The organism is Paenibacillus sp. VTT E-133291 (assembly GCF_002264395.1).
Lineage (GTDB): Bacteria > Bacillota > Bacilli > Paenibacillales > Paenibacillaceae > Paenibacillus_AQ > Paenibacillus_AQ nitricinens.
The window spans coordinates 19,052-33,790 of the sequence record NZ_NFVA01000074.1 but is presented as its reverse complement, the minus strand read 5'-3'; the positions used below and the strand labels follow the sequence as shown (position 1 = coordinate 33,790).

General features: G+C 49.3%; 9 protein-coding genes and 1 other annotated feature. All 9 genes read left to right on the top strand.

Annotated elements, in window-relative coordinates; all coding sequences use genetic code 11:
• Window positions 1-270 precede the first annotated feature (270 nt).
• Complete coding sequence (gene hemC, locus CA598_RS23845; protein WP_094878124.1) at window positions 271-1,224, top strand: hydroxymethylbilane synthase; 954 nt, start codon at window positions 271-273, stop codon at window positions 1,222-1,224.
• Window positions 1,225-1,229: 5 nt separating this feature from the next.
• Window positions 1,230-2,783, top strand: coding sequence for a uroporphyrinogen-III C-methyltransferase (cobA, locus tag CA598_RS23840; protein WP_094878123.1), 1,554 nt, complete (start codon window positions 1,230-1,232; stop codon window positions 2,781-2,783).
• Window positions 2,784-3,363: 580 nt separating this feature from the next.
• Window positions 3,364-4,362: a porphobilinogen synthase gene (gene hemB / locus CA598_RS23835; RefSeq protein ID WP_094878122.1), complete on the top strand. Its 999-nt coding sequence runs from the start codon at window positions 3,364-3,366 to the stop codon at window positions 4,360-4,362.
• A 42-nt stretch (window positions 4,363-4,404) separates the two neighbouring features.
• Window positions 4,405-5,706 (top strand): glutamate-1-semialdehyde 2,1-aminomutase, encoded by a 1,302-nt coding sequence (gene hemL / locus CA598_RS23830; RefSeq protein WP_094878121.1) that lies wholly within the window; start codon window positions 4,405-4,407, stop codon window positions 5,704-5,706.
• Window positions 5,703-6,638 (top strand): RluA family pseudouridine synthase, encoded by a 936-nt coding sequence (locus CA598_RS23825; RefSeq protein WP_094878120.1) that lies wholly within the window; start codon window positions 5,703-5,705, stop codon window positions 6,636-6,638. Before hemL ends, CA598_RS23825 begins: the two co-directional genes overlap by 4 nt.
• Before the next feature lie 358 nt (window positions 6,639-6,996).
• Window positions 6,997-8,364: a LysM peptidoglycan-binding domain-containing protein gene (locus CA598_RS23820; RefSeq protein WP_179281713.1), complete on the top strand. Its 1,368-nt coding sequence runs from the start codon at window positions 6,997-6,999 to the stop codon at window positions 8,362-8,364.
• 342 nt (window positions 8,365-8,706) lie between these two features.
• Window positions 8,707-8,990, top strand: a binding site (T-box leader).
• A gap of 62 nt (window positions 8,991-9,052) precedes the next feature.
• On the top strand, window positions 9,053-11,752 hold the full coding sequence (locus CA598_RS23815; RefSeq protein ID WP_094873229.1) for a valine--tRNA ligase: 2,700 nt from the start codon (window positions 9,053-9,055) through the stop codon (window positions 11,750-11,752).
• A gap of 5 nt (window positions 11,753-11,757) precedes the next feature.
• Window positions 11,758-13,134, top strand: a complete 1,377-nt coding sequence (locus CA598_RS23810) for a bifunctional folylpolyglutamate synthase/dihydrofolate synthase (protein ID WP_094878119.1) — start codon at window positions 11,758-11,760, stop codon at window positions 13,132-13,134.
• A 6-nt stretch (window positions 13,135-13,140) separates the two neighbouring features.
• Window positions 13,141-14,520: a UDP-N-acetylmuramate--L-alanine ligase gene (gene murC / locus CA598_RS23805; protein ID WP_094873226.1), complete on the top strand. Its 1,380-nt coding sequence runs from the start codon at window positions 13,141-13,143 to the stop codon at window positions 14,518-14,520.
• Window positions 14,521-14,739 lie beyond the last annotated feature (219 nt).

Genomic DNA, 14,739 nt, shown 5'->3' with positions numbered 1-14,739 from the left:
GCGAAAAGAGAGGCAAAAATGCCTCGGAATCGCCCAAAAACGCTCATATCAGCGAAAAAAGAGGCAAAAATGCCTCGGAATTGCCCAAAACGGTCATATCAGCGAAAAAAGAGGCATTAATGCCTCGAAATTGAGTAATAACCGCCGAAGGAGCCAAATAAATGGAAGATATGCCATTTAATAGTGCGAAGTAGCTTTTGGTTAGTTTGGATTACTATATACGGTCTACGGTGAAGAGTAAGAGGCAGACGTAATCAGGAGGAATGGACAATGCGTAAGATTATTGTGGGGAGTAGACAGAGCGCGCTTGCGTTGACGCAAACGGGGCATGTGATTGCCGATCTGGAGCGATTGAGCGAGGAGCATGGTTTTGGATTCACTTTTGAGGTGAAAAAGATTGTTACCAAAGGGGACCGTATCCTAGATGTCACCTTGTCCAAGGTAGGCGGTAAAGGGTTGTTCGTGAAGGAAATAGAACAGGCCATGCTGGAAAAAGAAATCGACATGGCGGTGCACAGCATGAAGGACATGCCCTCCGAGCTGCCGGAGGGGCTGATCAACGGCGCTGTGCCGAAGCGCGTTGATCCGCGCGATGCACTGATCTCTAACGGAGGCGTCTCGCTGGACGAGCTGCCTCCAGGCGCACGCGTAGGCACAAGCAGCCTACGCCGTTCCAGCCAGCTAGCTGCGCTGCGGCCTGATCTGGTCATTGAGCCCGTGCGCGGCAACATTGACTCGCGGCTGGGCAAGCTGGATAGCGGGGAATACGACGCGATCCTGCTTGCTGCAGCGGGGCTGTCGCGCATGGGCTGGCAGGATCGCGTGAGCGCCTACCTGCCGCCGGAAGTTTGCCTGCCCGCTGTAGGGCAGGGCGCACTCGGCATCGAGTGCCGCGCAGATGACGCAGACCTGCGGAAGCTGCTGGCGCTATACAACGATGCCGATACAGCGTTGACGGTGGCGGCGGAGCGCACGTTCCTTGGCGTGCTGAATGGCGGCTGCCAAGTGCCGATTGGTGCTCATGCGGTGCTTGATGCAGCCGCGGAAGCTACTACCGCGGAGCGCCAAATAATCTCCTTAACCGGAATGGTGGGAACACCTGACGGTTCAACGATTTTGAAAGAAACTTGCACTGGGATAGACCCGGTACAGCTCGGCGAAGAAGTCGCTAAGAAGCTGATCGCAAGAGGAGCGGAGAAGATACTGTCAGACGTTAGGGGATGAGGGGATTGACGGGGAAGGTTTATTTGGTAGGTGCAGGTCCCGGGGACGCAAAGCTGATTACTGTAAAAGGCCTCGAGTGTATTCGAAAAAGCGACGTGCTGGTGTATGATCGGCTGGCAAGTCCTAGATTGCTGAAAAGCATGAAGCCCGGCGGCGAGAAGATTTATGTTGGCAAGCTGCCGGATCGCCACACGATGAAGCAAGAAGAGATTAATCAATTGTTAGTTGATCTGGCTTTACAGGGGAAAACAGTGGTGCGGCTGAAGGGTGGGGACCCTACGATTTTTGGCCGCGTAGGTGAAGAAGCGGAGCTGCTGCGCAAAAATGGGATCTATTACGAAATCGTACCGGGCATCACGTCGGCGATCAGCGTACCTGCTTATGCGGGTATACCTGTCACGCACCGCGATCATGCTTCTTCCCTGTCGATTATCACCGGACATGAGAGTCCGGATAAACTGGACCATTCCATTCATTGGGATAAAGTAACGAATGCCACAGGGACGTTAGTGTTCCTGATGGGCGTAGCTAAAATAGGATATATCAGCGCTCAGCTGATCAAGCATGGGCGTCCGCCAGAAACACCGGTGGCACTGGTGCGCTGGGGTACCCGCGCAGATCAGGAGACGTTGACGGGAACCCTCGCCGATATTGAAGCGAAGGTGAAGGCGGCGGATTTTCAGCCGCCGGCCGTCATCGTCGTCGGCGACGTGGTGCTGCAGCGTGAGCAGCTCAAGTGGGCCGAGGCAATGCCGTTATTCGGCAAACGCATCGTGGTGACAAGGGCTCGCAGCCAAGCAAGCGAGCTGGTGGATAGGATTGAGGAACTCGGCGGGGAACCCTACGAGTTCCCGGTGATCGAGACGATCATGCCGGATGGCGCAGAGAAGAAGGAGAAGATTGCAGCGGCGTTTGGCGCGCTGGAATCGTACGACTGGGTATTCTTCACTAGCCCGAACGGCGTGGAGTTTTTTTGGCGCCACTTGGCGGAGCAGGGGGCGGACATTCGGGGGCTTCACCGCGCAAGGATTGCAGCGGTGGGGCCAGGCACAGCAGCCGCGCTGGCGCAGCGCGGGGTGATTGCTGAGGCGCTTCCGGCGAAGTTTCAGGCGGAAGGTCTGATTGAGACGTTCGGTCCCCGGCTGCTGCCGGGGCAGAACGTGCTGTTGCCGCGCGGCGATCTGGGGCGCGACTGGCTGCCGGACAAGCTGAGAGAGCTTGGCCTTCAAGTCACTGACGTCGATACCTATGAGACGGTTATGACGGGTGAGGATGACGACGAGCTGTTGAAGCTGCTGGAGGAGGGGCGCGTTCACGCGGTGACTTTTACCAGTTCTTCGACGGTGCGTAATTTCATCCACATTCTGAAAAGAATGGGGCTCGAAGATCCACTTCCACTGCTAGCTAATGTTAAGATAGCCTGCATCGGGCCATTAACCGAGCAGACTGCCGTGGAAGCGGGACTTACTCCGGGTCTGCTACCTGAAGAAGCAACGATTAATAGTCTGGTTCAGGAGCTCTGCCGCTGGAATGCGGAGACTCAACTTCAAAAAGCTTGAATGGACGCCAATCGAACATCGGCTTTATAACATCGTCTGAAGTTGTATCTATCTAGGAAGTCTCACACTGCTATTGTAAGTAACTTAAGTAGCATGAGCTTGGCCTCCGAACGTAGTTACTGTTGAAACTCAGAGTATGATGGACGGCTGAGTTGTAAACTAACTGGTGTGTATGGGTGAGTAAGTCTATGTACGTATAAAGTTCACGTAGCTCTAACTGATATGTTAGATATTGGGTACTTGGATTAATATGCAACCTAGTGGAAATATAGCTTTTTAATCTGGTTACGAGACTGGTTATGAGGTCTGTTAGCATGAGGTCAGATTGAGGTTTAGTTGCACTTTATACACTTAAATTCCCTGAATATTAGCGAAAATCCATTTTAGTTGTAATATGTGCAATTAAATATGCGCTAAAACAAGGGTTTTCGCTCTTTTGTAATAAATAACTGTAGAGAGTGCAACTAAAACTTACAGTTACGATAAAACTTCAAAATAACTGCACAAACTACAACTATGCCGCAGTTAGTCAACGATCGAGGGTTTAGTTATATATTTTATTTTTCAGGAGGATGAACCAATGAGCTTTCCAATTACACGTCACCGCCGTTTACGCGGTTCAGCAGGAATTCGTGGTATGGTGCGGGAGACGGTACTGAATGTGCTGGATTTTGTGCAGCCGATATTTGTGACTTATGGAACAGGTGTGAAGAATGAGATTAGCTCGATGCCGGGCGTGTATCATTTTTCGCTGGATACTTTAAAAGCAGAAGTGGACGAGATTGCCGCCCTAGGCATTCCGGCTGTGTTGTTATTCGGGATTCCTGAAACGAAGGATGCTATCGGTTCTTCCGGTTTTGCAGAGGATGGAATTGTGCAAGAGGCTACGCGCTTGATTAAGCAATGGTACCCTGAGCTATTGGTCGTTGCAGATACCTGCCTTTGTGAATTTACGGATCACGGACATTGCGGAATGGTGCACACGCATACGGTGAACGGCGTCGTGCATGGTGATGTCATTAACGATGCTTCACTGGACCTGCTGACTCGTACGGCGGTATCCCAAGCTAAAGCTGGAGCAGATATTATCGCCCCTTCGAATATGATGGATGGATTCGTACACGCGATTCGTGCGGGACTGGATGAGAATGGCTTTGAGCATGTGCCGATTATGTCGTATTCGGTCAAATATGCTTCGGCATTTTATGGCCCTTTCCGCGAAGCTGCGGATTCAGCACCACAGTTCGGGAATCGCAAAACGTATCAAATGGACCCTGCCAATCTGCGCGAAGCGCTCCGTGAAGCAGAATCCGATGTGCTGGAAGGCGCAGATATGTTGATGGTGAAGCCGGCTCTGGCTTACTTGGACGTGATTCGTACGATCCGTGACCAGTTCGATTTACCTCTCGTGGCTTACAATGTGAGTGGCGAATATTCCATGGTAAAAGCAGCAGCACTGCAAGGCTGGATTGACGAGCAAGCCGTTGTGCTGGAAATGCTGACGGGCATGAAACGCGCCGGAGCAGATATTATTATTACTTATTTCGCAAAAGATGCTGCGCGCTGGCTGTGTGGTTAATCTATACTTATGTGACCTAGAACAGAACAGGAGTGAAGATAGATGAGTAATGAGCCAATGGCGCGTAAAGAAGAAGCGTCCCGCAAGGCTTTTGATGAAGCAAAACAATATATTCCCGGTGGGGTGAACAGTCCTGTGCGGGCGTTCAAATCCGTAGGATTGACTCCGGTTTATGTGGATCATGGAATCGGATCGCGTATTTATGATATCGACGGCAACAGCTTTATCGACTATGTATGCTCATGGGGACCGCTGATTATGGGTCATGCGCATCCTGAGGTTGTAAAGGCCTTGCAGGAGACGGCGGTAAAAGGGACAAGCTTTGGTGCACCAACTTTACTTGAAACTGAAATGGCAAAAACGGTTGTTGAACGTGTAGCCTCAGTAGATATCGTACGTATGGTTAACTCCGGAACGGAAGCGACGATGAGTGCGATTCGTTTGGCACGTGGTTACACGGGACGCAGCAAAATCTTGAAGTTCGAAGGCTCGTATCACGGTCACGCAGATAGTCTGCTTATTAAGGCGGGTTCCGGGGTAGCCACATTAGGTTTGCCGGATAGCCCAGGTGTTCCCGAAGGTGTGGCAGTCAATACGATTACTGTTCCATACAATGACTTGGAATCCACTCAGATTGCTTTCGAACGTTTCGGCAGTGAGATTGCCGCAGTGATCGTAGAGCCGATTGCCGGCAATATGGGTGTTGTACCACCACTTCCGGGATTTCTAGAAGGACTTCGCAAATTAACTTCAGACCACGGATCTTTGCTTATTTTTGATGAGGTAATGACAGGCTTCCGTGTCAATCGTGGCTGTGCGCAAGGCTTGTTTAACATTACTCCGGATATTACCTGCTTCGGTAAAGTCATCGGTGGAGGACTTCCAGTAGGCGCTTATGGCGGCAAAAGAGAGATCATGGAGCAAATCGCTCCTTCGGGACCGATCTATCAGGCTGGCACACTTAGTGGTAATCCATTAGCAATGGCGGCAGGACTCACTACGCTGAAGCTGTTGACACCGGAAGTATATGCTCGTCTGGAGCAATTAGGTGCGCGTCTGGAAGCAGGCTTGACGAAGAATTCCATCGAGACCGGTGTTCGACTGACGATTAACCGCGTGGGCTCAATGGTTTGTCCATTCTTCACGGAAGGGCCTGTAACGGATTTTGAGACGGCCAAGACTAGCAATACGGATCTATTCCGTCGTTATTTTGGTCATATGCTGAGCCAAGGCATCAGCGTGCCACCTTCACAGTTTGAAGGCATGTTCGTGTCGGCTGCGCATAGTGAGCAGGATATTGATGATACCATTGAGGGCCATTATAATGCCCTGAAGGCCCTTTGAGTACTGGAGCCGGAGAACGAACCGGTGGCGGAGCTTGGACAAGACGTGGAGAGTGGCTGGAAGTAACACCCGGCAAAATCATTACTGGAGCCGAGGATGCTGAAGCTGCCATTGATAAGTGGCTGCTGGAAACCGTAGGCATGCCTGAGAAGCTTCATCTGCGTCTGCGCCGCGAGGGGGGGATTCAGTGGAAGGGAGATCGACTTCGACTGGCACTTTTTCCGGATCGTGAAGCGGGCATTGAACCCGTATGGGAAGCGCTTGAAGTGCTGTATGAGGATGATTTTTGCCTGGTTGCCCACAAGCCGGCAGGCATGGCGGTTCATCCGGATGGCAGTGGCTTAGGTGTAACGCTGGATCACCTTGTAGCAGCGCATTATGTTGCTTCCGGTGATAGTGTAGCTGTAAGGCATATTCACCGCCTCGACAAGGATACAACTGGCCCGGTGATGTACGCCAAGAATGAATTCGCTCAGCTTGTCCTAGACGAGAATATGCGTGAAAAAAGCATCTCGCGGCTCTACGCCGCGATCGTAGAAGGCATAGTGCCATCTGCGCTTAAAGTGATCGACGCGCCGATTGGACGCGATCGTCATCATGCGGCGCGGAGAAGAGTCTCACCGGGCGGGCAATCCGCCGTGACTCGAATCCTCGGACGCGAAGCACTGCATGGCGGGAGCCTGGTGCATGTGCAGCTTGAGACCGGAAGGACGCATCAGATTCGCGTCCATCTCAGCCATATGGGTCATCCCTTGTATGGGGATGCGCTATACGGCGGCCCGGTCTGGGCTTCCAGCGCTAGTGGCCGACATGCGCTTCATGGCGAGCTGCTGTCTTTCCGCCACCCTTGGAGCGGTGAAATGCTCGAAGTGAGCGATCCGTGGCCGGAGGATATGCTGCAGCTGCGGGAGCTGCTGTCTGAAGCGCCTTGACGGTAACGTTATAAACCTGAGAACCGTGGAATCAGCAAATGCTGGTTTCACGGTTTTTTTTATCTATTTTTCGTAGAGTATATAATTTTCTGTTTTTTCAGAAAGAAGCATCTATCCATGTCCTAATAGCAAAAGCAGCATATAATACTTTGTTCATGCGGAGTAGTGCATCTATTGGTCGTCAGATAGGTTCAAATAGCCCCTGAATTCAGGAAATTATTAGCATCCTGTCCGGTTAGGGCTACCAAAGTTGTCATGCCTTTCTTTTTGAAGCATATACATGTGGGGAGTAACATTTTGGGCTTATGCTCTGGGCCTGTCTCAGGGTTAGATTATGCCAAGAAGGAGGACATATCCCGTGTTTGATCAGTCCCACGGCTTGCGGTTTGATATTTATGAACGCATTCACCTATCGGAAGAGCTTCCGGGAATAGCTGAGCTGGAGGAGGTTGAACTACTTCCGGAAATCCAGGTGATTCAGCGGGAGGATCGTGCCGAGTTATATGGTCAGCTGTTGCTTACCGGACTCTACCGGAGTGAAGATGACCGGACACAACGTCTGGAGCACGCCATTCCCGTTGAAATCACTGTTCCGCTTACACGCGTCAGCTCGATTGAAGATATTGGGGTGGAGATCGAGAATTTTGATATTGATCTGCTCACGATGCGTACTGTGAATATAACAGGCGTATTATCCCTGCGGGGAATCGGTGGTGCGGAACCTCAACCACAGCCGGCCTGGCAGCAGGAAGAGTACACAGTGGCTTATTCCCCTCTCAGTGATGACAGGGTAGAAGCAACAGCGGAGCATCAAGAACATGACAATGACGCACTTTATGAAAATTCTCAGTGGACCTTTGGTGAGGATGCATCGGAGGTTGCTGTAGAAGAACATGAGCACGCTGAAGCGAATGAACAGGAAACAGAAGAATCATTGGTCTCAAGTGGAACTGGTCAATCGTCCCCTATAGTGAATTTCTCATCCGCTCATGAGAAGGACAAGGGCGCGAAAGCTAGGACGCATAGTCTGGATTTGGAAACAGAGGATTCCAAAGCCGGAATAGCGGATTACTGGTTTAAAGCGGAGTCACAAAATGAAGCTGAGGCCACTCCGCTGGATCATGTTAGCCAGGCGAGTCAAGCGGATCAGGAGCAAGAAGCGGAATATACTTTTGCTTCAAGAGAAACCGCTGTTCCAGCAGCGATTACCGACGCAGACAAAGATATCGCTGTATTTGCTTCTGAAAACGTAGCAAACCATGCGCTTCACACACAAGAAGAGAATGCGCAGCCGATCAGTGAGAATACGAACGAAGGCTTAGTTTCTCAGGAGACTGTGCCACATACCGAGGAGAAACAAGATCTTAAGATTGCGCTAGGAAGCAAGCAAGAAGCGGAGGCTCCAGCCAAAGAACATCTCACCTTCTCTTCATTACTCAGCTCTAGTCGTTCTCGTAAAGAACAAGAGGCTCTCCTATCTGAAGGAAATGCATCGGCTGCAGCGATCATTCCAGAGGCCGGAAATAATACGGAGTGGAAGAGCAGATTCATTACCGGAGCAGATGGCGCTAACCTATTCCGTAAGGTTCGCCTTTGCATCGTACAGCGTGAAGAAACGTTGGATACAATCGCAGAGAAGTATCAGCTAAGTGCGCGGGAGCTGGGAATGTATAATCGATTGTCCGGGCAGAGTGTAGAAGAAGGGCAAGTGTTGTACATTCCATAAATGAATTACAATGCATATTCACATGAATAGATGAATCCCGGTCTGTTAGTAGATCGGGATTTTTGTCAAAATATAAGAATATATAAGTTTCACATTATACATTATCCTTATATTTCTCGAATAAACGCTTACCGTCCGTAAAAGGACGTCGAAGGCGTTTATTCTTGTGTGACCGGAGAACGTTAGAATACGGGGTATCTAATCAATGCAGTGTGAGGAATCGAATGAAAATTCGACATATGCCCGCTATAAGTCGAAATTCCGCTCAAAGTCCCGCTGTAGAAGCCTATTCAGGTTGACTAGGGATGACTCAAAATGTATTATGGAGTAAGCAATATCTAAGTAAAGACTGGGAACGGGAAGAGTAGGCGGTCAGCCCTTCAGAGAGCGGAATGCAAGTGCTGTGACATTCCGTAGGATACAGCCACCGAAGTCGCCCCGGAGTCGCCCTTCTGAGCTTGTCTTCATGGATATGAAAGATAAGTTAGGATGTGGCCGGTAGCAGCCGTTATCTGTACGAGTGTCGCGCTAAGCTTCTGAACCGTAAGGTGAGAGAAGTGCAGGTTTATTTTTCATTGGCGCGAAACAAAGGTGGTACCGCGAAAGAATGGCCTTTCGTCCTTTGAGACGAGGGGTCTTTTTGTTTTTTAGAAACCAACTACAAGTAACCAAGTGGAGGTATCAGAGAATGGCTGACCCAAACAATCTAACAGCGGCAGAGGCTGCCGCTGCAAATGATTCTAAGAATGAAATGCCAACCACGTATGATCCGAAATCGGCAGAAACCAAGTGGTATTCCTACTGGACAGAGGGTGGATATTTCCGTGCAGGCGGGCGTCCAGATGCAAAAGCATACAGCATTGTAATCCCGCCACCAAACGTAACGGGAATGCTGCACATTGGTCATGCGCTTGATTTTACGCTTCAGGATATCCTGATTCGTACGAAACGGATGCAGGGCTTCGACACGTTGTGGCTACCAGGTACGGACCATGCCGGTATCGCAACGCAGACAAAGGTAGAGCAAAAGCTGCGTGAGCAGGGAATTTCTAGACATGATCTCGGCCGCGAGAAGTTCCTGGAGCAGGTGTGGGAGTGGAAAGATAAATATGCGAACACCATTCATGAGCAGTGGGCTAAGATGGGGCTTTCCCTTGACTATTCCCGCGAACGGTTTACCTTGGATGAAGGGTTGTCGAAGGCTGTACGTGAGGTATTCGTTAAGCTCTATAATAAAGGCCTGATCTACCGCGGCAAACGTATTATCAACTGGGACCCGGCGGCTCGTACAGCATTGTCGGATATCGAGGTTGAATATAAAGAAGTTAACGGTCACTTGTATCACCTGCGTTACCCGCTCAAAGACGGTAGCGGATTTATCACAGTGGCGACTACACGTCCGGAGACGATGCTGGGTGATACAGCGGTTGCTGTTCATCCGGAAGACGATCGTTACAAAGATCTAATCGGCAAAACGTTGATCCTGCCGATTATTGGCCGTGAGATTCCGATTATCGCTGATGATTATGTAGACAAAGAGTTTGGTAGTGGTGCGGTTAAGATTACACCCGCTCATGATCCGAATGACTTCGAAATGGGTCAACGTCACAACTTACCGCAGATTAACGTAATGGATGAGAGCGGTACGATGAATGAAGAAGCAGGACCTTACCAAGGTCAAGACCGGAGTGTATGTCGTAAGGCCATTACTGCTGACCTGAAGGAGCAAGGCGTCCTGATCAATATCGAAGATCATGTGCATCAAGTAGGACACAGTGAGCGCTCTGGAGCGGTTGTTGAGCCGTACTTGTCTACACAATGGTTCGTAAAGATGCAGCCGCTGGCTGAAGCTGCCATCAATGCACAGAAGGATGGGAACGGGGTTAACTTCGTACCGGACCGTTTCGAGAGAACTTACCTGAACTGGATCGAGAACGTACGTGATTGGTGTATTTCCCGTCAGCTGTGGTGGGGACATCGTATTCCAGCATGGTATTCCGAGTCTACTGGTGAATTGGTTGTAGCGAATGATGAGGAAGAAGCGCGCCGGATCAGTGGCTTAACCGACTTGAAACAGGACGAAGATGTACTGGATACCTGGTTCAGCTCTAATCTGTGGCCTTTTGCCACACTAGGATGGCCGGATGAGGACAGTGCGGATTTCAAACGCTACTACCCGAACGATGTGCTCGTAACGGGCTACGATATTATTTATTTCTGGGTAGCACGGATGATCTTCTCTGCCCTCGAATTCACCGGAGAAAAACCATTCTCAGATGTATTGATGCATGGTTTGGTACGGGATTCTGAAGGTCAAAAAATGTCCAAATCGCTCGGAAACGGTGTAGACCCCCTTGAAGTCATCGAGAAGTATGGCGCAGATGCAATGCGCTACATGATTTCTACCGGCAGTACCGCTGGACAGGATCTGCGCTTCCGCTGGGAAAAGGTTGAGCAGGCGCGTAATTTCGCCAATAAGATCTGGAATGCATCACGCTTCGCGCTGATGAATTTGGAAGGCGTAAGCTTTGAGAATATTGACATTTCGGGTGAGCTAAGTACTGCTGATCGCTGGATTTTGCACCGTCTAAACGAAACTTCTCGTGAGATTACGCGTCTAATTGACTCGTACGAGTTCGGTGAGACCGGTCGCCAGCTGTACAACTTCATTTGGGACGATCTATGTGACTGGTATATTGAGTTCGCGAAGTTGTCACTTTACGGATCAGATGCCGCGGCCAAAGCGAAAACACAGTCTGTACTTGCCTATGTACTAGACCGCACAATGCGCTTGATCCATCCGTTTATGCCGTTTATTTCGGAAGAAATATGGCAGCATCTTCCGCATGAAGGGGAGACGATTACGCTGGCTGCATGGCCGGAGTATGATGCGGCTCTGGAGAATCCGCAAGCCGTAGCGGAAATGAACCTGCTGATGGATGTAATCCGGGCCGTTCGTAATATCCGGGCTGAAGTGAATGTGCCGATGAGCAAAAAGGTTGAATTGATCATCAAAGCGGGTAATGAAGAGACGCTGAGTATTATCACCCGTAACGACAACTATATTGGACGCTTCTGTAATACGTCTTCCTTCGAAGCTGGCCTGAATCCAGAAACGCCGGATAAGGTAATGTCCGCTGTAGTAACAGGAGCGGAGCTGCTTCTGCCATTGTCGGGACTCATTGATATTGAACAAGAAATCGCTCGTCTGGAAAAAGAAGTACAGGCGCTGAACAGCGAAGTAGAACGCGTAGAGAAAAAACTGAGCAATCAAGGCTTCGTGGCCAAAGCTCCTGCTAAAGTTATCGAAGAGGAACGTGCGAAACAGGCAGATTATTCTGCTAAGCGTGAGAAAGTACTTGCCCGCATCGTAGAGCTGAGAGGATAAGAGACATGGATGACCTAAATCGGGGCGGAAATACCGCCCCTCTTGCGACATACACCGAAGCGGTTGCTTGGATCAAGAGCCTAATCCCTTTTGGGATACGGCCAGGTTTAGATAGAATCGAGATGTTGATGGACAAGCTTGGGAATCCGCACCGTCGTCTGAAGTTTATTCATGTGGCGGGTACGAATGGCAAAGGTTCAACTTGTGCTTTTTTGACTAGTGCACTTATACAAAGCGGCTATTCAGTAGGCACCTTTACATCTCCGTATATTACAAAGTTCACGAACAGGTTCCAATATAATAATACGGACATCTCTGAAGAAACGCTTGTCGAGCTGGTTAACCAATTACGTCCACTAGTCCAAGAAATTTCGGAAACGGAGTTTGGCTCACCTACGATGTTCGAGGTAACTACAGCTGTGGCCATTCTATTTTTTGCGGGCGTCTCTTGTCCTGATGTTGTCGTATGGGAGACCGGGCTTGGGGGAAGGCTGGATGTAACGAACATCGTGACTCCGATTGTTTCTGTGATTACTAATGTTGGTCATGATCACATGGATATTTTGGGAGATACGCTAGAGAAGATTGCCATGGAGAAAGCCGGAATTATCAAGACGGGCGTACCTGTTGTAAGCTGCGTAACTCAGCCGGAAGTCGTGGCAGTTCTGAAAGAGAAAGCAGCGGCTTGCCGCTCTACGCTTTATCTTGCCGGAGAAGATTTTAGCTATAAGGCTAATGAAATCCGTGAGGATGTGCAGACTTTTCATTTTAAGGGTCCCTTTCGTTCGCTTGAACTTGGGATCGTAATGAAAGGCGAGCACCAGATTAGTAATGCGGCAGCTGCCATGATGGTACTTGAGGTTCTGCGTCAGTATATGGCCTTTATGCTTGAGGATGAAGATGTGCTTGAAGGTTTGCGCCACGCATTTTGGGCTGGAAGACTGGAAGAGGTAAGCAAGTCTCCAAGGATCGTACTGGATGGAGCTCATAATCCGGAAGGTGCGGAGAGTCTTGCAAAAAGTCTGCCTCAGCTCTACCAATACGGTAAATTAAATTTACTTATGGGAATGCTGTCAAATAAGCATCATGAATCCTACTTTAAGCATATACTGCCTATAGTGGATACGCTCATCCTGACCGAACCGGATTTCCAGAACAAAATGGACGCGGAGAATCTGCAAGTTATCGCAGAAAGTCTGCGGGAGAAATATGCCAAGGAAAACTTGGCAATCATAGTAGAACATAATTGGGGAAAAGCGCTGCAGCTACTGAAGTCGATTACAGCGGAGGATGACCTTGCCGTCGTATCTGGTACGCTGTATTTAATCTCTGACGTACGCGGTACACTTTTGCAGCAACCCGATACTGAAAAAGGCTGGTGACGACTGTTGGATACTACTGAACGTGTGCATTTTATAGGGATCGGCGGCTACGGAATGAGCGCGATTGCCCGGGTAATGCTAGAAATGGGATATACAGTTACGGGCTCCGATGTGGCTGCCCAGGAATTAACGGAAAAATTGATTGCTAAAGGTGCCAAGATTTATATCGGGCATACAGCAGAACAAGTAAAAGGCGCGGATCTAGTCGTATACTCTACGGCTTTGTCTAGTGATAACGTGGAATGGGTGGAAGCTGAGCGTCTTAAGATTCCCATTCTGCATCGTTCGCAAATGTTAGCCCGTTTATTGAATGAACGTAAAGGGGTAGCCGTTGCTGGTGCACACGGAAAAACTACTACCTCCTCCATGATTGCACTTGTGATGGAAGAGTGCGATGTTGATCCAACGTATATTATCGGCGGAGAAATTATGAACGTGGGTACGAATGCAAAGGCGGGACAAGGTGAGTTTGTAGTAGCGGAAGCAGATGAGAGCGATGGCTCTTTCCTGCACTATCACCCTTGGCTTGGGATCGTTACGAATGTTGAAGCGGATCACTTAGAAAATTACGACGGGGACTTTAACCGTCTTAAGGCTGCATACGTACAGTTCATGAACCAAACACGCGAAGATGGAACTGCTATAGTATGCGCTGACGACGAGAATGTGATTTCTCTTTTACCTGAAGTAACAGGTAAGGTAATTACTTATGGCATCAAGTCGAACACTGCAGATTATATTGCCACTGATATTATTCTAGGCGATCGTCAAGTATCGTACACGATGAATCATAATGGAGAAGTGCTTGGACGGATTGAACTCTCAGTTCCCGGACAGTACAATCTTTATAATTCAATGGCAGCGGTAATCGCCTGTTTGAAATCAGGGGTTTCTTTTGAAAAAATTGCTGAAGCGATTGTGAAATTCCATGGTGCGAAGCGCCGTTTTCAAGTGCTCGGAGAAGTCAATGACATTCTGGTCATTGATGACTATGCGCATCACCCTACAGAGATTCAGGCAACGATCAGTGCTGCCAAGGCAACAGGGAAACGGATTATTGCGGTATTCCAGCCTCAGCGCTATACACGTACTTTCTTCCTGTTAGATGCTTTCAGCCGTGCCTTTAGCGAAGCCGACGAAGTCATCATCACTGATATTTACTCTCCGGCTGGAGAGAAACAAATCGAAGGTGTTACTTCTGCGAAGCTGGTTGAGCTAATCGTTAAGAACAGTAATGCGGGCGCGAGACATCTGCCAACTAAAGAAGATGTGCTTGCTGATCTGACCCCTCGTATTGCTCCAGGTGATCTGGTGATTACGATGGGCGCAGGCGATATCTGGAAGGTCGGATACGCACTGGCGGACGGTTTGAAGAAGAAGCATTAAGTTTACAAATTGAGGCAAATCCGAGGACATTTATATTCTCTACTCAATAGCACTTCCCCAAAATTCCGTTCAGATAATCCTTGTGTTTATCTGAACGGAACTTAGAGGGAAGTGTTTTTTTGGTATTGTTAACGTATTTACTGATATAGTTATAAAGTGCTATAGTGCTGGTTGAAGAGGATTGAATTTTTAACATATATTTGTGGAGATATTTTCGCA